This window comes from Microbispora rosea (assembly GCF_044460045.1).
Lineage (GTDB): Bacteria > Actinomycetota > Actinomycetes > Streptosporangiales > Streptosporangiaceae > Microbispora > Microbispora rosea.
In genome coordinates this window covers 146,398-167,744 of sequence record NZ_JBITJO010000009.1, presented here as the reverse complement: position 1 = coordinate 167,744, position 21,347 = coordinate 146,398, and the positions used below count along the sequence as shown (strand labels likewise).

The following is a 21,347-nucleotide window of genomic DNA, read 5'->3' as shown; positions in this document are numbered from 1 at the left end:
ATCTTCCGCGGCGCGCCGCCGGGGACGTTGCCGTACGCTGACCATGATCAGCGGTCAGTCGTCCCGTCCGAGAGGGGACCCGGCGATGTCGGTGTGTGTGGCGATCCTGCGGGCCAAGCCCGAACACGCGAACGAGGTGGAGGCGGCCGTCCGCGGCATCGCCGCCGCCACCCGGGACGAGGAGGGCGCCCTGGCCTTCGTGCTCCACCGGCAGGGCCCGGACACGTTCATCATCTACGAGAAGTACGTCGACGACGACGCCCGCGAGGCCCACTTCGCCACGCCGTACGTCTCGGGTCTTGTGGCCCGGTTCGGGGAGCTGCTCGTCGCCGAGCCGCAGATCGAGTTCGCGGAGGAGCTGACGGGCTTCATCCGGTGAGGCGGGCCGCGGTGTCCCCGATGAGCCGGGAGGCGCCCTCCGTGACGGGCTCGCCGTGGCCGAAACAGGCGATCTCGACGTCGAGGGCCGCCTGCCGTGCGAGCGAGGCGACGGCCGCGGGCGGGTCGGCGTTGAACACGCCGAGGATGACCTGCCCGTCGGGGGCGCGCGCGATCGTGTCGCCGGTGAACAGCACCCCCGGCTCCGGCAGGTGAAGCGCCAGGCTGCCCGGAGTGTGACCGGGGACGGCCAGCACCCGCGCCCCGCCGCCGAAGTCCAGCGTGTCGCCGTCGTCCAGTTCGCGGTCCACGCGCACGGGCGGCGCGGGCACGTGCGGCATGCCCGCGTGAACCGCGTCCCACAGCTCCTGCTCCCATCCGGACAGAATCGGCGGGGGTCCGTCCGCCTCGCCCCGGACGAAGGGCGCGTCGTCGCGGTGGGCGTACACGGTGACGTCGCCCCAGGTGGCGATGTCGGCCGCCGAGCCGGTGTGGTCCTCGTGGAAGTGCGTCAGGACCAGGCGCCGTACGTCGGACGGCACGTGCCCGAGCGTACGGACGGCGTCCGCGATGAGCGGCGCGGAGCCGGGAACCCCGGAGTCGATCAGGGTCAGCCCGTCGGGGTCGCGCCACAGGTAGACGTGCCCCACGGGAAACCGCAGGAAATACAGGCTGGGGAGCAGTTCGACCAGATCCATGGGGCGACGTTAGGGCCGCCCCGCGGGCCATCGGTGAGATCTTCGCCGGCAGCGGATCCGCTCTGGGCGGATGCCGGGCATGGAACGTGAAACTTTCCTCGCCCACGGCTGGTGGCGAGTGTCCGGGAGTCACCTCGTTTGACCCGAATTCCCGGCGATTCCTACGGTCGGCGGGACCCCCTAGGAGGACGCGATGACATCCCGGCTGAGACCCGTCTGGATACCGGCGCTCGTGGCGCTGCTCGCCGTGGCGCTCGGCGCCGTCTTCGCCGGCGGTCGCGAGGCCGCGCGGGCGGCGGACGCCCCCTACAAGGATCCGAGCCTTCCGGTGGCGACGCGGGTGAACGACCTGCTGTCCCGGATGTCGCTTGACGACAAGGTCGGGCAGATGACCCAGGCCGACCGGTCGGCCCTGACGACGATCTCGGACGTCGCGGCGTACCGGCTGGGCTCGATCCTGTCCGGCGGCGGCTCCGCGCCCTCCTCGAACACCCCGTCGTCCTGGGCCGACATGTACGACAACTTCCAGCGGCAGGCGCTGTCCACCTCGCTCGGCATTCCGATGATCTACGGCATCGACGCCGTGCACGGGCACAACAACGTCGTCGGGGCCACGATCTTCCCGCACAACATCGGGCTCGGCGCGACCCGCGACCCCGACCTGGTGGAGCGGGTCGGGCGGGCGACGGCCGAGGAGGTGGCGGGCACCGGAATCGACTGGACCTTCGCGCCCTGCCTGTGCGTGGCCCGCAACGACCGCTGGGGCCGCACGTACGAGTCCTTCAGCGAGGACCCGCAGCTCGTCACCCAGATGACGACGATCGTGGACGGCTTCCAGAAGGCCGGGAACGCCTCCATCCTCGCCACCGCCAAGCACTATGTCGGCGACGGCGGCACCACGGGCGGCAGGGACCAGGGCAACACCGAGCTGAGCGAGGCCGACCTGCGCGCGATCCACCTCGCGCCGTTCAAGGCCGCCGTGCAGCGCGGCGTGGGGTCCGTCATGGTGTCCTACAGCTCCTGGAACGGCGCGAAGATGCACGGCAACAAGTACCTGATCACCGACGTGCTGAAGGGCGAGCTGGGCTTCACGGGCTTCGTGGTCACCGACTGGGCGGGCATCGACCAGCTCGACGGCCAGAGCGGCTTCACCGCGAGCGAGATCACCACGGCGATCAACGCGGGCGTCGACATGGTGATGGTGCCGAACGACTACAAGCGGTTCATCTCGCTGCTGAAGTCGGAGGTCCAGACGGGCCGGATCGCGACGTCGCGGATCGACGACGCCAACCGGCGCATCCTGACGAAGAAGTTCGAGCTGGGACTGTTCGAGAGGCCGCTGACCGACCGGTCCTACACCTCCACCGTGGGCAGCGCGGCGCACCGCGCCATCGCCCGCGAGGCCGTACGCAAGTCGCTGGTGCTGCTGAAGAACGCGGGCAACGTGCTCCCGCTCGGCAAGAGCGGCGGCAAGATCTTCGTGGCGGGCAAGAGCGCCGACGACATCGGCAACCAGAGCGGCGGCTGGACGATCAGCTGGCAGGGCTCGTCGGGCAACATCACCACCGGCACCACGATCCTGCAGGGCATCCGCGACGCCGTCGGCTCGGGCGCCCAGGTCACCTACAACCGCGACGGCAGCGGCATCGACTCCTCCTACCGCGCCGCGATCGCCGTCGTGGGCGAGACGCCGTACGCGGAGGGCCAGGGCGACCGCACCGGATCGATGGGCCTGGACTCGACCGACCTGGCCACGCTGCAGCGGCTCAAGGCGTCCGGCGTGCCGCTGGTGGTGGTGCTCGTCTCCGGCCGGCCGCTGGACATCGCCGGTCAGCTCGACCAGTGGAACGCGCTGGTGGCGGCCTGGCTGCCGGGCACCGAGGGGCGCGGCGTGGCCGACGTGCTGTTCGGCGACTACGCTCCGACGGCGAAGCTGCCGATGACCTGGATGCGCAGCGCCGACCAGCAGCCGATCAACGCCGGGGACGGCAAGCAGGCGCTGTTCGAGTACGGCTTCGGGCTGACCTACACGGGCGCCAGCCCGTCCCCCTCCCCGTCGCCTTCCCCCTCGCCGTCTCCGTCTCCGTCGCCCTCGGCGTCTCCGTTCTCGTCCCCGTCCCCCTCGCCGTCTCCGTCGCCCAGCCCTTCTCCCAGCGCCAGCCCGTCGGCGCCGACCGGCGGCTGCGTGGTGACGTACAAGGTGAACGACTGGGGCAGCGGGTTCACCGCGGACGTGACGATCACCAACAGGTCGTCGAGCCCGGTCAACGGCTGGCGGCTCCAGTGGACCTACGCCGGCAACCAGACGGTCACCGGCTACTGGAACTCCACGATCACGCAGTCGGGCCGGCAGGTCACCGCGTCCAACGCCGCCTGGAACGGAACCATCGGCGCGAATGGCGGCACGGCGAGCTTCGGCTTCCAGGGGTCCTACAGCGGCGCCAACCCCGCCCCCACCGCCTTCACCCTGAACGGGACGGCCTGCGCGACCGGATGATTCATGCGCCGGAGGGGGCGGGGACAGAGCGTCCGTGCTCGGAGTGTGCGGGCTCAGAACGTCTGGGCCAGCGCCACCCCCGCCCCCGCGGTGAACAGGATGATGCCGACCGCGAGGAAGATGCCGCCGAGGAGCGTGCCGCGCCCCGCCGCGCTGTCGATGCGGATCCGGGTGGGCCTGGCCGGGTCGTACAGCACCGTGACCTCCTCACCCGGCCGTGCGGGCGGCGGGTTGCTCCCGAAGGTGGTCTCGGCCTCGACCTGCTGGCCGTAGACGGTGGTGAAACGAATGGTCGGGTAGTACGAGGTCCCGTCGTCGGACCGGCTCGCCCGCAGTCCGACGACCAGGCCGCGGGCGCGCTGCGCCCGGCGGCGGAACTCCCGGGCGTTCATGGTGATCCCGCCGCCGATGAGGCCGAAGACAAGCCCGATACCGGAGAGGATCAGTGTGATGAGAGCGGTTTGTGACACGATCGGACCTTAGGGCCCGGCGCTTGCGACCGGCTTGCATCGTTCCCGAACCGCGATGCGCGTACGGTCAGGGGCGCATCCGCATGAGCGTCTCGGCCACGTCGACGACCGGCTCGCCGAGGTCGAAACGGCTGAACAAGTGGATCTGCTCGCCGGCGTCGATCTCCAGCAGCTCGGTCGTCAGTCCGTAGCGGCGGTGGGAGTCCACCCGGATGCGGTCCACGTCGTTCCAGGAGATGCGTTCCCGGCCGGACAGCCCGGTGACGACCAGGCCGTCCTCCCCCGCCGCGAGCCGCACCGGCGCGACCAGGTCGCGCCCGGTCAGCAGGCCGAAGCCCAGGGTCGCCACGCCCGCGAGGAAGAACTGCGCGCCGTCGCCGGCGATCGCCAGCACACCGCACAGCACCATGCCGGCGCCCTTCAGCGCAACGATCCCGCGCGGCACCCGCCATTCGTGCCGCGACTCCTCAACTCCCGCCATCGGGGCAGCGTAACGAATGCGAGGACCTCTCGCGGCTTCTTTCCCGGCCCCCCACGCCGGGCGGCGGCGGCCTGGCCGCACGGGCGCCGCCGCCGTTCCCCGTGGCGTCTCGTCCCGTCTCGTGTCGTCCCGCCGGCAAGATCCACCTTGCCGCCCACCGCAAGTGCCGTGGGCCCGGTCGATCCTCAAAGGGCCCTCGATTCAGATCTCTGACGAGGGTCTTTATCCTTGAGCGGCACCCTGAGCAGATTCTGAGGCTGAGAAGACCATGGCCCTGCGGTTCGAGCATCGCGACACCGAGATCGACGTGAGCATCGTCGACCGCGTGTGGCGCACCCGCAGCGGCGCCGATGACACGATGACGTCCGCAGCGCGTACCTGCTGGCAGCTGATCCTTTCACGGACGCAGGAATGCCTGCTCGCCAGCCTGCGCGGGCCGGAGACGAGGGCGACCACCGCACCGGTCCCGCCGTACACCGAGTTCCTCGGGGTCCGATTCACACTCGGTGCGGTTCTTCGGCCGCATCCGGCAGTCTCGATCATCAATGGGTACGTGCCGTTCCCAGTGACGGACTCGGGCAGAGTCGTCATCGGCGGTGAGGACTGGGAGGCGCCGACGTACGAGAACGTCGAATGCTTCATCCGGCGACTGCTGGACGCGGGTCTGCTGGTGCGGTCGCGCCTCCGGGACGAGGAGCACGTCGCCGGGCATGCCAAGGCCGGCCCGACTCTGCGTACCCTTCAGCGTCGATACCGTGCGGTCACCGGACTGTCGCAGACCGCCGTGACGCAGATCGACCGCGCGAACGCCGCGGCCACGATGCTGCGCGACGGCCACGACTGGCGCGCGGTCGTCGAGGCGCTCGGCTACTTCGACCAGGCCCACCTCGCACGTTCGCTACGTCGCTACGTAGGGCGCACCGCGCGCGAACTGCGGGAGGGCGACCAAGCCTCGATGTCGTTCCTGTACAAGACCCACCCTGGGCCCGGAAGCTAGCGTCTGCCTGCCGGTCAGCCCTGGCCGGCTGTCCGCGACCCGATTTCCGGGGGAGAATCGTGCTGCTCAGCGTCAACACCTTCATCAGTCTCGACGGCGTCATGCAGGGGCCAGGAGCCCCCGACGAGGACCGCTCCGACGGCTTCGACCGCGGCGGGTGGCTCGTTCCGCACGCCTCGGCGCACACCAATGAGGTTGTCGAGAACTGGTTCCGTGAGGCCGACGCCTTCCTCTTCGGCCGCACGAGCTTCAATCTGCTCGGCGGGTATTGGCCGAAGGTCACCGAACCGGACGATCTGATCGCCACCAAGCTCAACACGCTGCCGAAGTATGTCGTCAGCTCGACGCTGACCGACGAGGAAGCCGACTGGAGCCCGACGACCGTCCTGCGCGGTGAACTGGTCGACGAGGTACGCCGGCTCAAGGAGCTTCCCGGTAGGGAACTCCAGGTTCACGGAAGCTGGAAGCTGGTGCAGACGCTGCATCAGGCAGGACTTGTCGACGTCTACCGGCTGCTCCAGTACCCGGTCGTCGTCGGGACGGGAAAGCGCCTGTTCCCGGACGGATCGACGCCCGCGACGTTCACGACCGTGGACGAGAACTCCCGCGTACTGCCCGGCGGCGTCGTCTCGCTGACCCTCACCCCTGCGAGTCTCGGCGCGATCTCCGCGGGTGCGTACACCGTGGACGAGGGGCGCTCGGCGACGGTCCTCGGCTGACACCGGTGTCCGACCGGCTTGATCGCCGGCCAGGGCGAAGGGGCCCCGCCGTACGGCGGGGCCCCGGTGGGTCGGATCGGGGAGAGCTGTCCTTATCCGGCGTCGGCGAGAGTCCTGGACCACCCCCGCGCCCGTGCCGTTCGGCATGGCGTCCGCTGGGCGAGCGAGGCCCGATCCCGGACCTGGGGGGCAGTAGAACGGGGTGTTGTGACACTTCCGCACGAGCAGCCCCGGCGGGACCTGCCCGCGGAGTACGGGCCGTGGTCCACCGTCCACGTGGCAGGGGCGTACTCTCACAGCTCACCGTTGCACCAGGCGTCGGCCTCGGCGCGCAGCGCGTTCTCGTCCGGCACCAGCGGCCTGACGTGGTCGGTCCAGTGGCGCAGGAGCCGGGCGAGGAAGTCCGCGTGCTCTGGACGTGCCGACCCGTGGATGGCGAAGTAGGTGACGATCGGGTGGCCCGCGTCGCAGTGCGTGCACAGGTGCACCTCCCTGATCCCGCGTACTGGGCGGCCCGACGTGTTCGTCCAGGTGTGCGGCAGACGCAGGACGGCGAGGACCTCGCCGGTGCGGCAGCGGGGGCAGGTCTTGTCGGAGGCGGGGGCGTGGCTCATGCGCCGCCGATCGCCGTGGCTCCCAGGAGTGCTTTGACGTCGCCGTAGAACGCCGGCCCTGCGGTGACCTGGAAGTGGACGAGGTCGAGCAACAGATTCTTGGCGTTGCGGCGGTGCAGATGCACGTGTACAGGCGCGCGGCCGGGATGGGCGGTGAGGACGTGTTTGAGCTCTCGGACGAGCAGCGCGTTGAGCAGACCTTCCTGGATCGAGATCACCACGGGTGGCTCGGTGTCGCCCTGGGCGACGTCGAGGAGGGTGATCTCCTCGGCGTAGACGCTCACCATCTCGTCGCGTACGTTGATCCGGCCGCGCAGGGAGATCACGCGGTCCTCGGCCAGTGCGTCGCCGTACAGAGTGTAGGTCTTGGGGAAGACGAGGCACTCTACGGCGGCGTCGTGGTCCTCAAGGGTGACGATCGCCCACGGGTTGCCCTGCTTGGTGACCTTGCGCTGCAGGCCGGAGATGATGCCGCTGATCCTGACCGCGCCATCCTGCCGTCCGGAGGCCAGCAGGTCGGCGATCGTGGTGTCGCGACCGGCGTCCAGGACGCGCTCGGCGCCGTCGAGGGGGTGGCTGGAGACGTACAGGCCGAGCATCTCGCGTTCGTAGGCCAGCAGGGTGGGTTTGTTCCACTCCCCCTGCGGAACGACGATCGAGAAGGCGCCGCTGTGGCCCTGCTCGCCGAAGAGTGTGTTCTGGCCGTGGGCCTCGTTGCGCTTGACATCGATGATCGTGTCGATGGCCTGTTCGTGCACCGCGACCAGGCCCTTGCGGGGGTGCCCGAGGCTGTCGAACGCCCCGGCCTTGGCCAGTGATTCGATCACGCGCTTGTTGCAGACGGCGGACGGGACCTTGGTGAGGAAGTCGTCGAAGTCCCCGTAGGGGCCCTTGGCCTCGCGGGTGGTGACGATGGCGTCCACCACGTTGGCGCCGACGTTGCGTACCGCGCCGAGGCCGAAGCGGATGTCGGAGCCGACGGCGGCGAAGTCGAGCCTGCTGGCGTTGACGTCGGGCGGTAGCACTTTGATGCCGAGACGTCGGCAGTCGGACAGGTAGACGGCCATCTTGTCCTTGTCGTCGCCGACGGAGGTGAGCAGGGCAGCCAGATACTCGCTGGGGTGGTTGGCCTTGAGGTAAGCCGTCCAGTACGAGACCAGGCCGTATCCGGCGGTGTGCGACTTGTTGAAGCCATACCCGCTGAATGGCACCAGCACGTCCCACACGGCCTTGATCGCCTCGTCGGAGAAGCCGCGGCCGCGCATACCGGTCGAGAATCTGTCCCACTCGGCGTCCAGGACCTCTTTCTTCTTCTTGCCCATGGCGCGACGCAGCAGGTCGGCGGCACCGAGGGAGTAGCCGGCGAGTTGCTGGGCGATGGCCATGACCTGCTCCTGGAAGACGACCAGGTGGTAGGTGTCGCCGAGGATGGGTTCGAGCACCTCCTCCAAGGACGGGTGGATCGGCTCGACCTTCTGTTTGCCGGTCTTGCGCAGCGCGTAGTTGGTGTGGGCGTTCATCTCCATCGGGCCGGGCCGGTAGAGCGCGTTCACGGCCGCGATGTCGGTGAACGTGGTGGGCTGCATGAGTCTCAGCAGCACCCGCATGCCGCCGCTGTCGAGTTGGAAGACGCCGAGCGTGTCGCCGCGGGCCAGCAATTCGTACGTCGTGGCGTCGTCGAGCGGGACCTCGAAGACGTCGATGTCGATGCCCTTGTTGGCGCGCACGTTCGCGATCGCGTCGCCGATCACCGTCAGGTTGCGCAAGCCGAGGAAGTCCATCTTCAGCAGCCCCATGTCCTCGGCCTGGGTGAAGGGGAACCCAGTGATGACCGGGCCGTCGGCCTTGGGCTTGACCAGCGGGATCATGTCGATGAGTGGCTCGCTGGACAGGATCACGCCGGCGGCGTGGACGCCGGTGCCGCGGGTGAGGCCCTCGATGCCGGCTGCGGTGTCGATCACGCGTCTGACATCGGCGTCCTGCTCGTACATGGCGCGCAACTCGGCCGCCTCGCCGTGGCGGGGGTGGCTCTTGTCGTGGATGGCGGACAGCGGGATCTCCTTGCCGCCGACCGCGGCGGGGAACGCCTTGGTGATGCGGTCTCCCAGCGCGTACGGCAGGCCCAGCACGCGGCAGGCGTCCTTGACGGCGGCCTTGGCCTTGATGGTGTTGAACGTCACGATCTGGCAGACGCGGTCATCGCCGTACTTGCGCGTGACGTAGTCGATCATCTCGTCCCGCCGCCGGTCGTCGAAGTCGAGGTCGACGTCCGGCATGGTGATGCGTTCGGGATTGAGGAAACGTTCGAAGATGAGCTTGTGCTCGATCGGGTCGAGCTGAGTGATGCCCGTGCAGTACGCGACCATCGATCCGGTGGCCGAGCCCCGCCCCGGCCCCAGCCCGATGCCGTGGTCGCGGGCATACCGGCAGATGTCGGCCACCACGAGGAAGTAGCCGGGGAAGCCCATGACGTCGATGACCGACAGCTCGTAGTCGATGCGGTCGAGCACCTCCCGCGACGGGTCGCCGCTGTAGCGGCGGTGGGCACCGGTGAGGGTCTCCTTGCGCAGCCAGCTCGACTCGGTCTCCCCCTCGGGCACCGGAAAGCGCGGCATCAGGTCCCGGTGGGCGAAAACCTCGCCGTAGTCGCCGACGCGTTCGGCGACCAGCAGCGTGTTGTCGCACGCGCCGGGCACCTCGGCGTCCCACAGCGCCCGCATCTCACCGGAGGGTTTGATGAAGTAGCCACTACCGCTGAACCGGAAGCGGTCAGCGTCTGCCAACCGCTTGCCTGTGCCCACGCACAGCAGCGCGTCGTGCGCCGGAGCCTGCTTCTCTGTGACGTAGTGGGAGTCATTGGTGGCCAGCGGCGGCAGGCCGAGCTGCCTGCCCAGTCTCAGCAGGTCGTCGCGGACCCCGCGTTCGATGGCCAGGCCGTGGTCCATCAGCTCCAGGTAGTAGTTCTCCTTGCCGAAGAGGTCGCGGTAACGGGCGGCGGCCTCGACGGCCCGCTCGTACTGGCCGAGCCGGAGCCGAGTTTGCACCTCCCCCGACGGGCAGCCGGTGGTGGCGATGATGCCCGGGCCGTGTTCGGCGAGCAGCTCGTCATCCATCCGCGGATATTTCTGGACGTGTCCCTCGAGCCAGGCTCGGGACTGGAGACGAAACAGGTTCCGTAGACCTTGGGCGTCGGCCGCCCACATCGTCATGTGCGTGTACAGGCCGCGCCCGGAGACGTCGCCGCCCTCGCCGGTGTCGTCGTTCGAGCGGCGCAGCGCCAGGTTGTCGCTGTAGTACACCGCCTGTCGATGGTGCCGAGAAGCCGGGGCGACGTACGCCTCGATGCCGATGATCGGTTTGACGCCGGCCTTGCGCGCGGACTGGTAGAACTCGTACGCCCCGTGCAGGTTGCCATGGTCAGTCATCGCCACGGCGGGCATCGCCTGGCGGGACACCTCGTCCAGCAGCAGGCCGATCTTCGCAGCGCCGTCGAGCATGCTGTACTCGGTGTGCACGTGCAGATGGACGAAGGATCCCACCAGCTGGTCACCTCTCCTGGTTGTAGGCTCTGGGACGGCTCGCGCAATTCGACCCGAGAGCAGGTGGGGTTGTCCAACAATCGACACGCCGATAAATCACAACCGCTGGTTGTGGCTGAAGGTGGAGGGGATTTAGATCTCGGCGCGGTGCGCGCGTTCGTCGCCGTCATCGAGGAGCGGTACTTCAGCCAGGCTGCGGCCCGGCTGGGGATCAGCCAGCAGGCGGTCTCCAAGCGGATCGCGCGGCTGGAGTCCGATCTCGGTCTGAGGCTGTGCTCCCGCTCCCGCAATGGGGCCGAGCCGACCGAGGACGGCCTGGCGTTTTTACCGCACGCCCGCGCCCTGATCGGAATCGCGGACCGGGCGCGGGAGGTGCTGGGGGGGCGGCGGCGCACGCTGCGGGTGGACGTCCTGGACACCCGGCTGGCCGCCGTCATCGACGTGATCAGAGCCTTTCATGACCGGAGCGAGGGCGTGGACGTCGAACTCGTCACCTCCAACGGCCTCAGGACCGCTCGCACCACGCTCGCCCGGGGATCGGTGGATGCGGCCTTCTGCCGTGTGAGCGGCCCATTGGAAGACCTCGACAGCGTGCCCGCTCACCTGGAGCCGCTGCACCTGCTCGTCGCCCGCGGAAATCCGCTCGCGGGCCGGCAGGCGATCCGTGTGGCGGAACTGGCCGGATCCACGGTGTGGATGCCCGGCAACGCCCCGGGCAGCGAGTGGGCCGAGTACTACCGCCTACTCGGCGCCGCGTTCGACATCGGGATCGACGCCTCAGGGCCCGACTTCGGCTGGGAGCATTTCGTGGCCGACGTCGCCGCCGGCAGGGGAGTGAGCCTGGTCGGCGAGGGAACGCTCGTACCCCGGCATCCGGAGATCATGCGGATCCCGCTGGTCGATCCGACGCCTGTCTATCCATGCTCACTGCTCTTCCACCGGCACAACCACCAATCAGTATTGGAGGCGTTCATCCGCTTCGTCACGGCCCGCTACCTCCGCTTCGACCCCGGCCGTCAGTGGCTCCCGGAAGCCGACCGGGCCTCGTTCAGCTAGGGGGGCCGTCCTAGGGTGTCTCGTCCTCCACGTGCATCGCCTGCTCCTCCGCCGTGTAGCCGCCGAGGTCCGGCCCCACATCCTCCGCGATCATGTCCTTCTCGGTGTCCACACCCATGCCGCCGTCCGGATCGACGAGCCGGCCGGCCTGGCCGGGCTCCGCGGTGCCGTACCTGCCGGGCTGGGCGGGATCGACGGTCACGTAGTCGGCCGGATCGCCCGTGCCCGGCTCCGTGCCGAACCGGACGTCCGCATCGGGCACCTCGCGGGACAGGCGCCCGCCGATGGACTCGCCCTCGCGCATCTCGTTGGGCGTGGTGCCGTACTCGTCGAGGCCCAGGGGCCGGTCGCCGGGCAGCGGCATCTCCTGCGGGTCCTCGGCCCACTGCTGCCCCGGTGTGCCCTCCTGCAGGTCCGGAATGCCTTCGTCCTCGAACCGCGAACGCGGGTCGGGCTGTGGTCTGTTCTCTCTCATACCGGCCCCATGCCCCGCCGTACGGCCTTTAGGCAGGTCAGGTGACGGGGACGATCTCGGCCTGCCGCAGCACGCCGCCGTCGACGTCGAGTATCCCGATGGTGCCGTGCGGCTGGCGGCGGCGGTCGGTGGGCGAGCCGGGGTTGAACACCCGCACCCCGTCGCCGGTGAGGTCCATGGGAATGTGCGAGTGGCCGAAGACGACCAGGTCGGCCTCGGGGAAGCGGCGCCGCATCCGTGCGGTCCGCCCGGCGGCCTGTCCGCTGTCGTGGATCATCGCCACCCGGAACCCGTCGAGGTCGAGGCCGAGCGTCTCGGGGGCGCCCCAGGCCACGACGTCCGGGCCGTCGTTGTTGCCGAGCACCGCGTGGACCGGAGCGTACGCGGACAGCTCCACCAGGACGTCGGCGGTGCAGACGTCGCCGGCGTGCAGGATCAGGTCCGCCCCCCGCAGATGCGCGGCGACCGCGGGCGGGCAGGACTTCCAGCGCCGGGGAGCGTGGGTGTCCGCTAGCACGACGACCTTCACCGTTCCATCTTCCCCGCGAAGAAGAGGTGCCAAATCACATATTCGGGGAATAGGGATTCAGGATCCGCACGACCCTCATGCCCTGCACCCCTACACCGGTCTCCCCCGGCCGGTCCCGCTCGGGAGGAACGATGAGCAGGCAGATCGCCGACGGCTACCAGGCCCCCACCCTGTCCGAGCTCGAGGCGCGCGTACGCGGGCTGGAGACTCAGGTCGCCCGCCTCACCGAGCTGGTCAAGACGCTGTCCGGCCAGAGCAGGGAGAGCCGCTGACAACCGCGCCGCCCGGCCGCGAGGCGGCCCGGACGACCGCGTCCCCGCCAGGAAAAGACCTGACACGACCGCGTCCCCGCCAGGAAAAGACCTGACACGACCGCGTCCCCGCCAGGAAAAGACCTGACACGACGGCGTCCCCGCCAGGAAAGACCTGACGGGGACGCAGACGCCGGCGTGGGTCTCTCTATGCGCGACGCGCGGAGGCGGCGACGGCACGGACCTTCCGGCCCGCGGCCCGCCCGTTGACGTGTCCGTTGCCGGACGCGCCGACGGGCGCCCTGCCGGACCCGGCCGCAGGTGCTCGGCCGGAACCCGGCGCAGGTGCTTTACCGGACCCGGTCACAGGTGCCTGGCCGGACCCGGCCGCAGGTGCTTGGCCGGATCCGTCGGCGGACGCACCGGTCGTCACGGCCTCGGGCCGGGAGTTCCGCGCGCGTCCGTCCAGGCCCGTGCCCTCCGGGACGGGTGTCGCCCGCCCGTAGGACTCGCGCCCGGTGCTCATCGCCATCGCACCCAGCCACACGAGGGTCGCGATCGCGATCACCAGCACGACTCCGAGCACCAGCACCGCCACCGCCGCCAGGGAGACCACGGCTCCCAGCAGCTCCACCATTCAGATTCCTCCAGAGGTCGACCCCGATTACGGCACTCCGGTGGCCGGCGGAAGATCACCCGCCACGTAGAGGAACGGAAATTGCCGGTTATTGGTGCCTTGCCCCGTTTGGATGACTCTCATACCTTACTGATCGGCCAGCGAGGGCCCACCCATGGGCAGGCCGTCGAGCCTGCGCAGGATCACGCCCTCCCGCAGCGCCCACGGGCAGATCTCCAGCACCGGCACCTCGAACAGGTCCATCGCGGCGTCCGCGACGACCGCGCCGGCGAGAAGCTGCGCGGCCCGCCCGGCGGACACGCCGGGAAGCTCCGCCCGGCGGGCGGCCGGCATCGTGGCCAGCCGGGCCGTCCACTCGGCCAGGTCCTCGTGCGTCAGCGTCCGCTTGACGTACGGGCCCTCGCCGGACGAGGCGGCCCCCGCGATGCGCGCGAGCTGGCGGAAGGTCTTGGACGTGGCGACCGCGTGGTCCGGCCTGCCGTACTTCGCGACCGCCCCGACCGTCCGCGCGATCTCGGTGCGGACGTGCCGCCGCAACGCGCGGAGCTCCTCCGGATCGGGCGGGTCGGCGGTGAACCAGTCGCGGGTGAGCCGTCCCGCGCCGAGCGGGAGGGAGACGGCGACGTCGGGCTCCTCGTCGAGACCGGAGGCGATCTCCAGTGACCCGCCCCCTATGTCGGTCACCAGCAGCCGCCCGGAGGACCAGCCGAACCAGCGGCGGACGGCCAGGAACGTGAGCCTGGCCTCGTCGTCCCCCGACAGCACCTGGATGTCCACCCGGGTCTCGGCCTTGATCTGGGCCAGCACGTCCTCGCCGTTGACCGCGTCGCGGACCGCCGAAGTGGCGAAGGCGACCAGGTCCTCCACACCCTTGTCCTCGGCGATGCGGGCCGCTTCGCGCACGAAGGCCGCGAGCCGCGCCGCGCCCTCCGCGCTGAGCCTGTCGCCGCCGACGAGATGCTCGGCCAGCCGCAGTTCCTCCTTGTGGGAGAACGCGGGCAGCGGCCGGGCGCCCTGATGCGCGTCCATCACCAGCAGGTGCACCGTGTTGGAACCGACGTCCAGCACTCCAAGTCGCATGCCCCGACGCTACCGCCCGCGCGGGAAAGATCCATCGTCCCTCCCGGCTCGCAGCGCCCACCCTGGACCCGCCCGGCGCTCACCCTGGGCTCACCCGGCGCTCACTCCGGCGCGACGTCGACGAGCACCTTGCCGACCGTGCCCGACTCGACCGCGTCGTGAGCGTCGGCCGTACGCTCCAGAGGGAAATGGTGAAGGGGCAGCCCGGCCTCCTCCCCCACCCGCAGCGCGCCCGCCTCGACCGCCGCGCGCACGTCGGCCACGGCGGCGTCCTTGACGGCCTCGGACACCGTGTAGACCAGGACGAACTGGTAGCGGACGTTGCGGGTGAACAGGTCGCGCACCGACAGCGCGACCTCGTCTCCCCCGTCGTTCGCGTACACAGCGACGACCCCGCCGGGAGCGGTGACCGCCGCGTCGAGGGCGGCGTTCGGCGCCGGCGCGACCTCCACCACGATGTCGACGCCGCCCGGGGCGACGCCACGGATCTCCGCCGCCGGATCGCCGGTGCGGTAGTTGACGACGTGATGCGCCCCCGCTGCCCGGGCCAGCGCCGCCTTCTCCGGCCCGCTGACGGTGGTCACGACGGTCGCCCCGGCCCAGCGGGCGAGCTGGATCGCGGCGTTGCCCACGGCCCCGGCCCCGCCCGCCACAAGGACGGTCCTGCCGTCGAGCGCTCCGGGGGCGAGCCGGTCCGGTCCGCCCTCCGCCACGGTCAGGCAGCGATGCGCGGTCAGCGCGGGAATGCCGAGGCTCGCGCCGAGGTCGAGCGAGGCTCCGTCCGGCAGCGGCACGACCTGCCGCTCGGGCAGGACGACGTGCTCCTGCGCCGTGCCGTCCGGCCGCCCCCAGGCGGCCTCCCACACCCACACCCGATCCCCCGGGCCCACCGCCGTCACACCGGGCCCGACGGCGTCCACGATGCCGGCGCCGTCCTGGTTGGGCACGGCCTCCGGATGGCCCAGCCGGCCGCGCCGCGCCTTCCAGTCGGTGGGGTTGACGCCCGAGCGCACCACCCGCACGCGTACCTCTCCTGGCCCCGGCTCGGGCACCGGCCGTTCGGCCAGGCGCAGGACGTCGCTGTCCCCGGTCTCGGAATACACGATCGATCTCATACCGGCTCCAAGGCGCCGGTCCGTACCGCTATTCCGGTTCGGCCGTTTCCGCTCGGGTAGTTGCAGGCCGATCGGCGAGGGGGTGCGATGGCATGAGCGTCAGGCAGAGGTACGGAGGCCTGTCGGGCGGAAGGGCCGGTGACCGGCTCGGCGGCACGGCGGGCGGCTGGTCGAGGGACTGGTCGGGAAGCTGGGCCAGGGGCTGGGCGGGGGGCCGCTTCGGCCGGCATTTCGGACGCAGGGGCAGGCGCCTGCGGGCCACGGCCAGGGAGGCGTTCGGCTGGCAGCAGCTGCGCCCCGGCCAGCAGGAGGCGATGGAGCACCTGCTCGCGGGGCGCGACGTGCTGCTGGTGATGCCGACCGGCGGCGGCAAGTCGGCCGTCTACCAGGTGCCCGGCCTGCTCCTCGACGGCCCGACGGTCGTCGTCTCGCCGCTCATCGCCCTGCAGCGCGACCAGGTCATGGGCCTGCTCAAGGCGGGGGCGGCGGGCGCGGTCGCGGTCAACTCGGCCGGCTCGGTCGAGGCGGGCCTCGACCAGGTCACGGCGGGCGACGCCGAGTACGTGTTCCTGTCGCCGGAGCAGCTCGCCAAGCCCGAGGTGGTCGAACGGCTGGCCGAGGCCCGGCCCTCCCTGATCGCCGTGGACGAGGCGCACTGCGTGTCCGCCTGGGGCCACGACTTCCGGCCGGAGTATCTGCGGCTCGGCAAGGTGATCGAGCGCCTGGGCCATCCCCCGGTGATCGCGATGACGGCCACGGCCGCGCCGACCGTGCGCGAGGAGATCGTCGAGTCGCTCGGCCTGACCGGCGCGCAGCAGATCGTGCGGGGATTCGACCGGCCCAACCTCCAGCTCGAGGTTCGCCGGTTCACGAGCGACGACGACAAGCGCAGGGCCCTGGCCGACCACGCCGCCGGGCTCGACGGCGTGGGGCTGATCTACGTGGCGACGCGGCGCCAGGCCGAGGAGTACGCCGATCTGCTGAAGGAGCGCGGCCGCCGGGCCGAGGCGTACCACGCGGGGATGAAGGCGAAGGAACGCCGCCGCATCCACGAGCGGTTCCAGGACGGCGACCTCGACACCGTCGTGGCGACCTCGGCCTTCGGGATGGGCATCGACAAGCACGACGTGCGCTACGTGCTGCACGCCGCGCCTCCGGAGTCGCTCGACGCGTACTACCAGGAGATCGGCCGGGCGGGCCGGGACGGCAACCCGGCCGACACCGTGCTGTTCTACCGGCCCGAGGACCTCGGGCTGCGCAGGTTCTTCGCCGCGGGCCGCGCGGACGAGGCCTTGATGCGGCGCGTCGCGACGCTGGTGCACGAGCACGGCGGGGAGGTGGCCGCCGCCGACCTGCGCGGGCTCCTCGACGTGGGGGCGGCCAGGCTGACCTCGCACGTCAATCTGCTCGAACGGGCGGGCGCGGTCGAGGTCGCCCACGGTGGCGCCCTGCGCTACGCGCCCGACGGCCCGCCGCCGGACGAGGCCGCCGCCCACGCGGTGGAGATCGACGACCTCCGGCACCGGATGGAGGACTCCCGGCTGGAGATGATGCGCGGCTACGCCGAGACAACCGGCTGCCGGCGCCGCTTCCTGCTGGAGTACTTCGGCGAGCCGTACGAGCGGTCCTGCGGCGACTGCGACACCTGCCGCTCCGGGACGGCGACCCCGCCGGAGACCGGCGACGGGCGGTTCCCCATGCACGCGAACGTCCGGCACGCCGAGTGGGGGCACGGGATCGTGATGAGCCGCGAGCAGGACCGGATCACGGTGCTGTTCGACTCCGTGGGCTACAAGACGCTGGCGCTCGGCCTGGTCGACGAGCTGCTCGAAGTGGTCTGACGGAGCAGGAGAAGCACCCGGCCTGCTGGGCAATCATTACCGATCGTGTCCTTCACACCACTTGCAGTGGTTTCACCCTGTGTTGAGACTCGTAGGCGGAGGTCGTCAGTTCGGGGGTGGTACCGGTGCGGGAGGCAGTCAGCGCCAGGGAGACGTGGCCGTTCGAGTGCCTGCACTGCCTGCGTGTCTGGGAGGAGGAGTACATCGTCCACCGCACGCGCGACGAGCAGGGCGTCGACATCGTGATGTGGACCCGGGACGAGGTGGTCGTCCAGCCGCCCTGGTCCGGGATGACCTGCCCCGGATGCGGCTGCGGGACCGTGACCTCGTTCCCCACCGGCTACCTGGCCCACCATCCGGAGACCACGCCGAACCGGCCCGCGGTGGAGACCCCGGCCGGCGAGACGCCCGCCAGGGGCGCGCCGTTCGCGCCACACGCGCTGCTCACCCTCGCGTTCCTGCTGCTGGCCTGCGCCGGTCTGTACGAGCGGCTCCAGATCCGCTGAGCCCGCGCCGGAGCCGCGGCGGCCCCGGCGTCGAATGCCGCGTGGCCGGCGTATCGCTCCCGGCCGCTCGCTCCCGGCCGCCGGCATCGTGGCCGCTCCGGTTGTCCACAGGTTGAATGAGGGGGCCCGGCGGATCCGGCAGAATGAGAGCCTCCCGGAGAGGGCGGCCCCCGAAAAAGGGCGGACCCGGAAGAAGGCGGATCAGGATCGTGACGACGTCCATTCAGCAGCGGATCGCCGAAGAGCTCGGCGTGCGCGAGAGTCAGGTCACCGCGGCCGTCGACCTGCTCGACGGCGGGGCGACGGTGCCGTTCATCGCCCGCTACCGCAAGGAGGCCACCGGCGCGCTCGACGACGCCCAGCTGCGCACGCTGGAGGAGCGGCTGCGCTACCTGCGCGAGCTGGAGGAGCGGCGGGCCGCCATCCTCGAGTCGATCCGTTCGCAGGGCAAGCTCGACGAGGCCCTGGAAGCGCGGATCATGGAGGCCGACTCGAAGGCCCGGCTGGAGGACATCTACCTGCCCTTCAAGCCCAAGCGCCGCACCAAGGCCCAGATCGCCAGGGAGCTGGGGCTGGAGCCGCTGGCGGACGCGCTGCTCGCCGACCCGTCGCTGGACCCTCAAGCGACCGCGGAGGGATACGTGCGCGAGGGCGTGGCCGACGCCGCCGCCGCGCTGGAGGGTGCCAGGGCCATCCTGGTCGAGCGCTTCGCCGAGGACGCCGACCTCATCGGCGACCTGCGGGAGCGGATGTGGTCCCGCGGGCGGCTGATCTCCCAGGTGCGGGAGGACAAGCAGGAGTCCGGGGCCAAGTTCTCCGACTACTTCGACTTCTCCGAGCCCTTCACCCGCCTGCCCTCGCACCGCATCCTCGCGATGTTCCGGGGCGAGAAGGAGGAGGTGCTCACGCTCACCCTCGACCCGGAGGCCGAGGAGCCGAACGACTACGAAGCGCGGATCGCCCGGCGCTTCGCCATCGCCGACCTCGGCCGCCCCTCCGACAAGTGGCTGCTCGACACCGTGCGCTGGGCCTGGCGGACCCGCGTCCTCGTGCACCTGGGCATCGACCTGCGCACCCGCTTGTGGCAGGCGGCCGAGGAGGAGGCCGTGCGCGTGTTCGCGGCCAACCTGCGCGACCTGCTGCTGGCCGCGCCCGCCGGGGCACGGCCGACCATGGGCCTCGACCCGGGGCTGCGCACCGGCGTGAAGGTCGCGGTCGTGGACGGCACCGGCAAGGTGGTGGCCACCGAGACGATCTATCCGCACGAGCCCAGACGGCAGTGGGACCAGTCGCTCGCGGTGCTGGCCCGGCTGGCGACCGAGCACAACGTGGAGCTGATCGCCATCGGCAACGGCACCGCGTCACGGGAGACCGACAAGCTCGCCGGTGAGCTGGTCAAGCACATGCCGCATCTCACCAAGATCGTGGTCTCGGAGGCCGGGGCCTCGGTCTACTCCGCGTCGGCGTACGCCTCCCAGGAGCTGCCCGGCCTGGACGTCTCGCTGCGCGGCGCGGTGTCGATCGCCCGGCGCCTGCAGGACCCGCTGGCCGAACTGGTCAAGATCGACCCCAAATCCATCGGCGTCGGCCAATACCAGCACGACGTGTCCGAGGTGAAGCTGTCGCGCTCACTCGACGCGGTGGTGGAGGACTGCGTCAACGGGGTGGGGGTGGACGTCAACACCGCGTCCGCCCCGCTGCTGACCCGTGTGTCCGGCATCAGCGCCGGACTGGCGGAGAACATCGTCGCGCACCGCGACGCCAACGGGCCGTTCCGCGCGCGGACGGGGCTGAAGGAGGTGCCGCGGCTCGGTCCGAAGGCGTTCGAGCAGTGCGCGGGCTTCCTGCGCATCCCGGGCGGCGACGACCCTCTCGACGCCTCCAGCGTGCACCCCGAGGCCTACCCGGTCGTGCGCCGCATCCTCGACTTCACCAGGAGCGACCTGCGCACGCTGATCGGCAACACCTCCGCGCTCCGCTCGCTCAAACCGTCGGAGTTCGTCGACAGCACCTTCGGCCTGCCGACCATCACCGACATCCTCAAGGAACTGGAGAAGCCGGGCCGCGACCCCCGGCCGGCGTTCAAGACCGCCACCTTCAAGGACGGCGTCGAGAAGCCGTCCGACCTGTCGCCCGGCATGATCCTGGAGGGCGTCGTCACCAACGTCGCCGCGTTCGGGGCGTTCGTCGACATCGGCGTGCACCAGGACGGCTTGGTCCACGTCTCCGCGATGTCCAACTCGTTCGTGAAGGACCCCCGCGACGTGGTCAAGCCCGGCGACATCGTGCGGGTCAAGGTGCTCGACGTGGACCTCCAGCGCAAGCGCATCTCGCTCACGCTGCGCCTGGACGACGAAACGGCGGCCGGCGGCCGCAGGGGCGGGCCGAACGGCGAGGCGCGCGACGACCGGCAGGACGGCCGGCGCGGCCAGGCGCGCCGGAACCAGTCCCGCCAGAACCCTGCTGGCCAGAACCCCGCTCGCCAAAACCAGGGCGGCCAGAGCCAGAGCGGCAGGGGCGGGTCCGGCCGCGGCAACGGCCGGGGCTCGGGCGGCGCGCCGCTCGGCGGGGCCATGGCCGAGGCCCTGCGCCGCGCCGGGCTGACCGACCCCGGCTCCGGCGACCGCCGTTCCCGCTGACGCACCCTGCGTCCCCGCTGACGCACCCTGCCGGATCCAACGGCCTCTTGCGCCCGGCGCCCGCGTTCAGGGCGCCGGGACCGCCGTCAGCGGCCGTAAGAAGTGCCCCGCGAGACGGTGGACGCGGGGCACGGGGCTGATCAGGCACGATGAACGGTCATCCGGTCACTGCTGCTGTTGCTGCTGTTGCTGACCCCCGCGGCCCTGTTGCTGTTGCTGCTGCTGTTGTTGCTGGTGACGGCTGCGGCCCTGTTGCTGCTGCTGTTGTTGCTGTTGCTGTTGCTGTTGCTGGTGACGGCTGCGGCCCTGCTGTTGCTGCTGCTGCTGTTGCTGCTGTTGCTCCCGAAGGTGGCGATGGTGACGGTGATGGTGCCTGCCGTGGCATCTGCCTCCCGGGCAGTCCCCCGTAACCGACGGCCGGACGACCTGCTCGGTCGTGCCGGCGGCGTTGGCGGGCTGCGCCTGAAGCGCGACAGGGACGACGAGGGCCGAAGCCGTCATGACGGCAGCAGCCAGTGCTTCCTTGAACATGGGGTATCCCTCCGTCGGCTCCGTGTCGAGAAAGCGGACGACATCCGCATTCACGGAGCTCGAATCGATCCATCGAACCTTTGGATCTGGACCCTGATTCTCACGCTAAAGGCAACAAACGCCCCAGTCACCCATCAGAGGGCAAATAAGCACTTTAAGCGACAAAAGGCTCAACTATCGAGAACGTCGGACTATCTGCCCCTATTCGAACAGGTCGACGATCACCACTTTGCCGAGGCCTGACACCGTTTCCCCCTGCCGTGGAATTCCACTTTTCACTTTCGGGGTAACGGG

Annotated in this window: 20 protein-coding genes; 10 read left to right on the top strand and 10 right to left on the bottom strand. The window is 70.5% G+C overall.

Annotation, left to right across the window (positions count from 1 at the left end):
* Positions 1-85: 85 nt before the first annotated feature.
* A complete protein-coding gene (locus ACIBK1_RS31405; RefSeq protein WP_051761390.1) occupies positions 86-379 on the top strand; it encodes a putative quinol monooxygenase in 294 nt (97 codons plus the stop codon).
* Here the strand turns inward: ACIBK1_RS31405 and ACIBK1_RS31400 are convergent.
* Positions 369-1,076, bottom strand: a complete 708-nt coding sequence (locus ACIBK1_RS31400) for an MBL fold metallo-hydrolase (RefSeq protein ID WP_396739313.1) — start codon at positions 1,074-1,076, stop codon at positions 369-371. The genes ACIBK1_RS31405 and ACIBK1_RS31400 overlap by 11 nt on opposite strands.
* 193 nt (positions 1,077-1,269) lie before the next feature.
* Here ACIBK1_RS31400 and ACIBK1_RS31395 point away from each other — a divergent pair, with 193 nt between their 5' ends.
* Entirely contained in the window at positions 1,270-3,573 is a 2,304-nt protein-coding gene (locus ACIBK1_RS31395; protein ID WP_449566891.1) for a glycoside hydrolase family 3 N-terminal domain-containing protein, read from the top strand.
* Positions 3,574-3,626: 53 nt separating this feature from the next.
* Here ACIBK1_RS31395 and ACIBK1_RS31380 read toward each other — a convergent pair whose 3' ends face one another.
* Both ACIBK1_RS31380 and ACIBK1_RS31375 read right to left on the bottom strand, forming a co-directional pair.
* Positions 3,627-4,043, bottom strand: a complete 417-nt coding sequence (locus ACIBK1_RS31380; RefSeq protein WP_051761391.1) for a DUF3592 domain-containing protein — start codon at positions 4,041-4,043, stop codon at positions 3,627-3,629.
* Between the two features lie 67 nt (positions 4,044-4,110).
* Positions 4,111-4,524, bottom strand: a complete 414-nt coding sequence (locus tag ACIBK1_RS31375) for a PH domain-containing protein (RefSeq protein WP_030506575.1) — start codon at positions 4,522-4,524, stop codon at positions 4,111-4,113.
* A 268-nt stretch (positions 4,525-4,792) separates the two neighbouring features.
* Between ACIBK1_RS31375 and ACIBK1_RS31370 the strand changes: the two genes are divergently transcribed.
* Complete coding sequence (locus ACIBK1_RS31370; protein WP_357328387.1) at positions 4,793-5,521, top strand: helix-turn-helix domain-containing protein; 729 nt, start codon at positions 4,793-4,795, stop codon at positions 5,519-5,521.
* A 59-nt stretch (positions 5,522-5,580) separates the two neighbouring features.
* Positions 5,581-6,240 carry a dihydrofolate reductase family protein gene (locus tag ACIBK1_RS31365; RefSeq protein WP_030506577.1) on the top strand — a complete coding sequence of 220 codons (660 nt, stop codon included), beginning with the start codon at positions 5,581-5,583 and terminating at the stop codon, positions 6,238-6,240.
* 293 nt (positions 6,241-6,533) lie between these two features.
* On the opposite strand, the gene ACIBK1_RS31360 is transcribed toward ACIBK1_RS31365, so the two are convergent.
* Positions 6,534-6,854 carry a DUF6300 family protein gene (locus ACIBK1_RS31360; RefSeq protein WP_030506578.1) on the bottom strand — a complete coding sequence of 107 codons (321 nt, stop codon included), beginning with the start codon at positions 6,852-6,854 and terminating at the stop codon, positions 6,534-6,536.
* Positions 6,851-10,396, bottom strand: coding sequence for a DNA polymerase III subunit alpha (gene dnaE / locus ACIBK1_RS31355; protein WP_396739453.1), 3,546 nt, complete (start codon positions 10,394-10,396; stop codon positions 6,851-6,853). The genes ACIBK1_RS31360 and dnaE overlap by 4 nt, the downstream gene beginning before the upstream one ends.
* Before the next feature lie 144 nt (positions 10,397-10,540).
* On the opposite strand from dnaE, the gene ACIBK1_RS31350 reads away from it, so the two are divergent.
* Positions 10,541-11,449, top strand: coding sequence for a LysR family transcriptional regulator (locus tag ACIBK1_RS31350; RefSeq protein WP_396739310.1), 909 nt, complete (start codon positions 10,541-10,543; stop codon positions 11,447-11,449).
* Positions 11,450-11,459: 10 nt separating this feature from the next.
* On the opposite strand, the gene ACIBK1_RS31345 is transcribed toward ACIBK1_RS31350, so the two are convergent.
* Positions 11,460-11,924, bottom strand: a complete 465-nt coding sequence (locus tag ACIBK1_RS31345) for a DUF5709 domain-containing protein (RefSeq protein WP_396739308.1) — start codon at positions 11,922-11,924, stop codon at positions 11,460-11,462.
* Positions 11,925-11,961: 37 nt separating this feature from the next.
* Positions 11,962-12,453: a metallophosphoesterase family protein gene (locus ACIBK1_RS31340; RefSeq protein WP_396739306.1), complete on the bottom strand. Its 492-nt coding sequence runs from the start codon at positions 12,451-12,453 to the stop codon at positions 11,962-11,964.
* Between the two features lie 131 nt (positions 12,454-12,584).
* Between ACIBK1_RS31340 and ACIBK1_RS31335 the strand changes: the two genes are divergently transcribed.
* Positions 12,585-12,725: a hypothetical protein gene (locus tag ACIBK1_RS31335; RefSeq protein WP_156080805.1), complete on the top strand. Its 141-nt coding sequence runs from the start codon at positions 12,585-12,587 to the stop codon at positions 12,723-12,725.
* Between the two features lie 187 nt (positions 12,726-12,912).
* Here ACIBK1_RS31335 and ACIBK1_RS31330 read toward each other — a convergent pair whose 3' ends face one another.
* The 3 genes from ACIBK1_RS31330 to ACIBK1_RS31320 all read right to left on the bottom strand — a co-directional run bounded on the left by ACIBK1_RS31330 (position 12,913) and on the right by ACIBK1_RS31320 (position 15,536).
* Entirely contained in the window at positions 12,913-13,341 is a 429-nt protein-coding gene (locus tag ACIBK1_RS31330; protein WP_030506583.1) for a hypothetical protein, read from the bottom strand.
* Between the two features lie 126 nt (positions 13,342-13,467).
* Complete coding sequence (locus ACIBK1_RS31325; protein WP_030506584.1) at positions 13,468-14,421, bottom strand: Ppx/GppA phosphatase family protein; 954 nt, start codon at positions 14,419-14,421, stop codon at positions 13,468-13,470.
* Positions 14,422-14,522: 101 nt separating this feature from the next.
* The gene (locus tag ACIBK1_RS31320) at positions 14,523-15,536 is read right to left on the bottom strand and encodes an NADPH:quinone reductase (protein WP_396739304.1); all 1,014 of its coding nucleotides are present in this window, start codon (positions 15,534-15,536) and stop codon (positions 14,523-14,525) included.
* 92 nt (positions 15,537-15,628) lie between these two features.
* Between ACIBK1_RS31320 and ACIBK1_RS31315 the strand changes: the two genes are divergently transcribed.
* The 4 genes from ACIBK1_RS31315 to ACIBK1_RS31300 all read left to right on the top strand — a co-directional run bounded on the left by ACIBK1_RS31315 (position 15,629) and on the right by ACIBK1_RS31300 (position 21,296).
* Positions 15,629-17,377 carry a RecQ family ATP-dependent DNA helicase gene (locus ACIBK1_RS31315; protein ID WP_396739302.1) on the top strand — a complete coding sequence of 583 codons (1,749 nt, stop codon included), beginning with the start codon at positions 15,629-15,631 and terminating at the stop codon, positions 17,375-17,377.
* Positions 17,378-17,502: 125 nt separating this feature from the next.
* The gene (locus ACIBK1_RS31310; RefSeq protein WP_396739300.1) at positions 17,503-17,883 is read left to right on the top strand and encodes a hypothetical protein; all 381 of its coding nucleotides are present in this window, start codon (positions 17,503-17,505) and stop codon (positions 17,881-17,883) included.
* A gap of 209 nt (positions 17,884-18,092) precedes the next feature.
* Positions 18,093-20,522, top strand: coding sequence for a Tex family protein (locus tag ACIBK1_RS31305; protein WP_396739298.1), 2,430 nt, complete (start codon positions 18,093-18,095; stop codon positions 20,520-20,522).
* 177 nt (positions 20,523-20,699) lie between these two features.
* Complete coding sequence (locus ACIBK1_RS31300) at positions 20,700-21,296, top strand: hypothetical protein (RefSeq protein ID WP_396739296.1); 597 nt, start codon at positions 20,700-20,702, stop codon at positions 21,294-21,296.
* Positions 21,297-21,347: the final 51 nt, after the last annotated feature.

Coding starts and splice junctions, on each gene's coding strand:
- ACIBK1_RS31400 (WP_396739313.1), bottom strand. CDS start 1,076: ATGGATCTGGTCGAACTGCTCCCCAGCCTGTATTTCCTGCGGTTTCCC.
- ACIBK1_RS31360 (WP_030506578.1), bottom strand. CDS start 6,854: ATGAGCCACGCCCCCGCCTCCGACAAGACCTGCCCCCGCTGCCGCACC.
- ACIBK1_RS31375 (WP_030506575.1), bottom strand. CDS start 4,524: ATGGCGGGAGTTGAGGAGTCGCGGCACGAATGGCGGGTGCCGCGCGGG.
- ACIBK1_RS31315 (WP_396739302.1), top strand. CDS start 15,629: ATGAGCGTCAGGCAGAGGTACGGAGGCCTGTCGGGCGGAAGGGCCGGT.
- ACIBK1_RS31370 (WP_357328387.1), top strand. CDS start 4,793: ATGGCCCTGCGGTTCGAGCATCGCGACACCGAGATCGACGTGAGCATC.
- ACIBK1_RS31345 (WP_396739308.1), bottom strand. CDS start 11,924: ATGAGAGAGAACAGACCACAGCCCGACCCGCGTTCGCGGTTCGAGGAC.
- ACIBK1_RS31395 (WP_449566891.1), top strand. CDS start 1,270: ATGACATCCCGGCTGAGACCCGTCTGGATACCGGCGCTCGTGGCGCTG.
- ACIBK1_RS31325 (WP_030506584.1), bottom strand. CDS start 14,421: ATGCGACTTGGAGTGCTGGACGTCGGTTCCAACACGGTGCACCTGCTG.
- ACIBK1_RS31320 (WP_396739304.1), bottom strand. CDS start 15,536: ATGAGATCGATCGTGTATTCCGAGACCGGGGACAGCGACGTCCTGCGC.
- ACIBK1_RS31405 (WP_051761390.1), top strand. CDS start 86: ATGTCGGTGTGTGTGGCGATCCTGCGGGCCAAGCCCGAACACGCGAAC.
- ACIBK1_RS31335 (WP_156080805.1), top strand. CDS start 12,585: ATGAGCAGGCAGATCGCCGACGGCTACCAGGCCCCCACCCTGTCCGAG.
- ACIBK1_RS31330 (WP_030506583.1), bottom strand. CDS start 13,341: ATGGTGGAGCTGCTGGGAGCCGTGGTCTCCCTGGCGGCGGTGGCGGTG.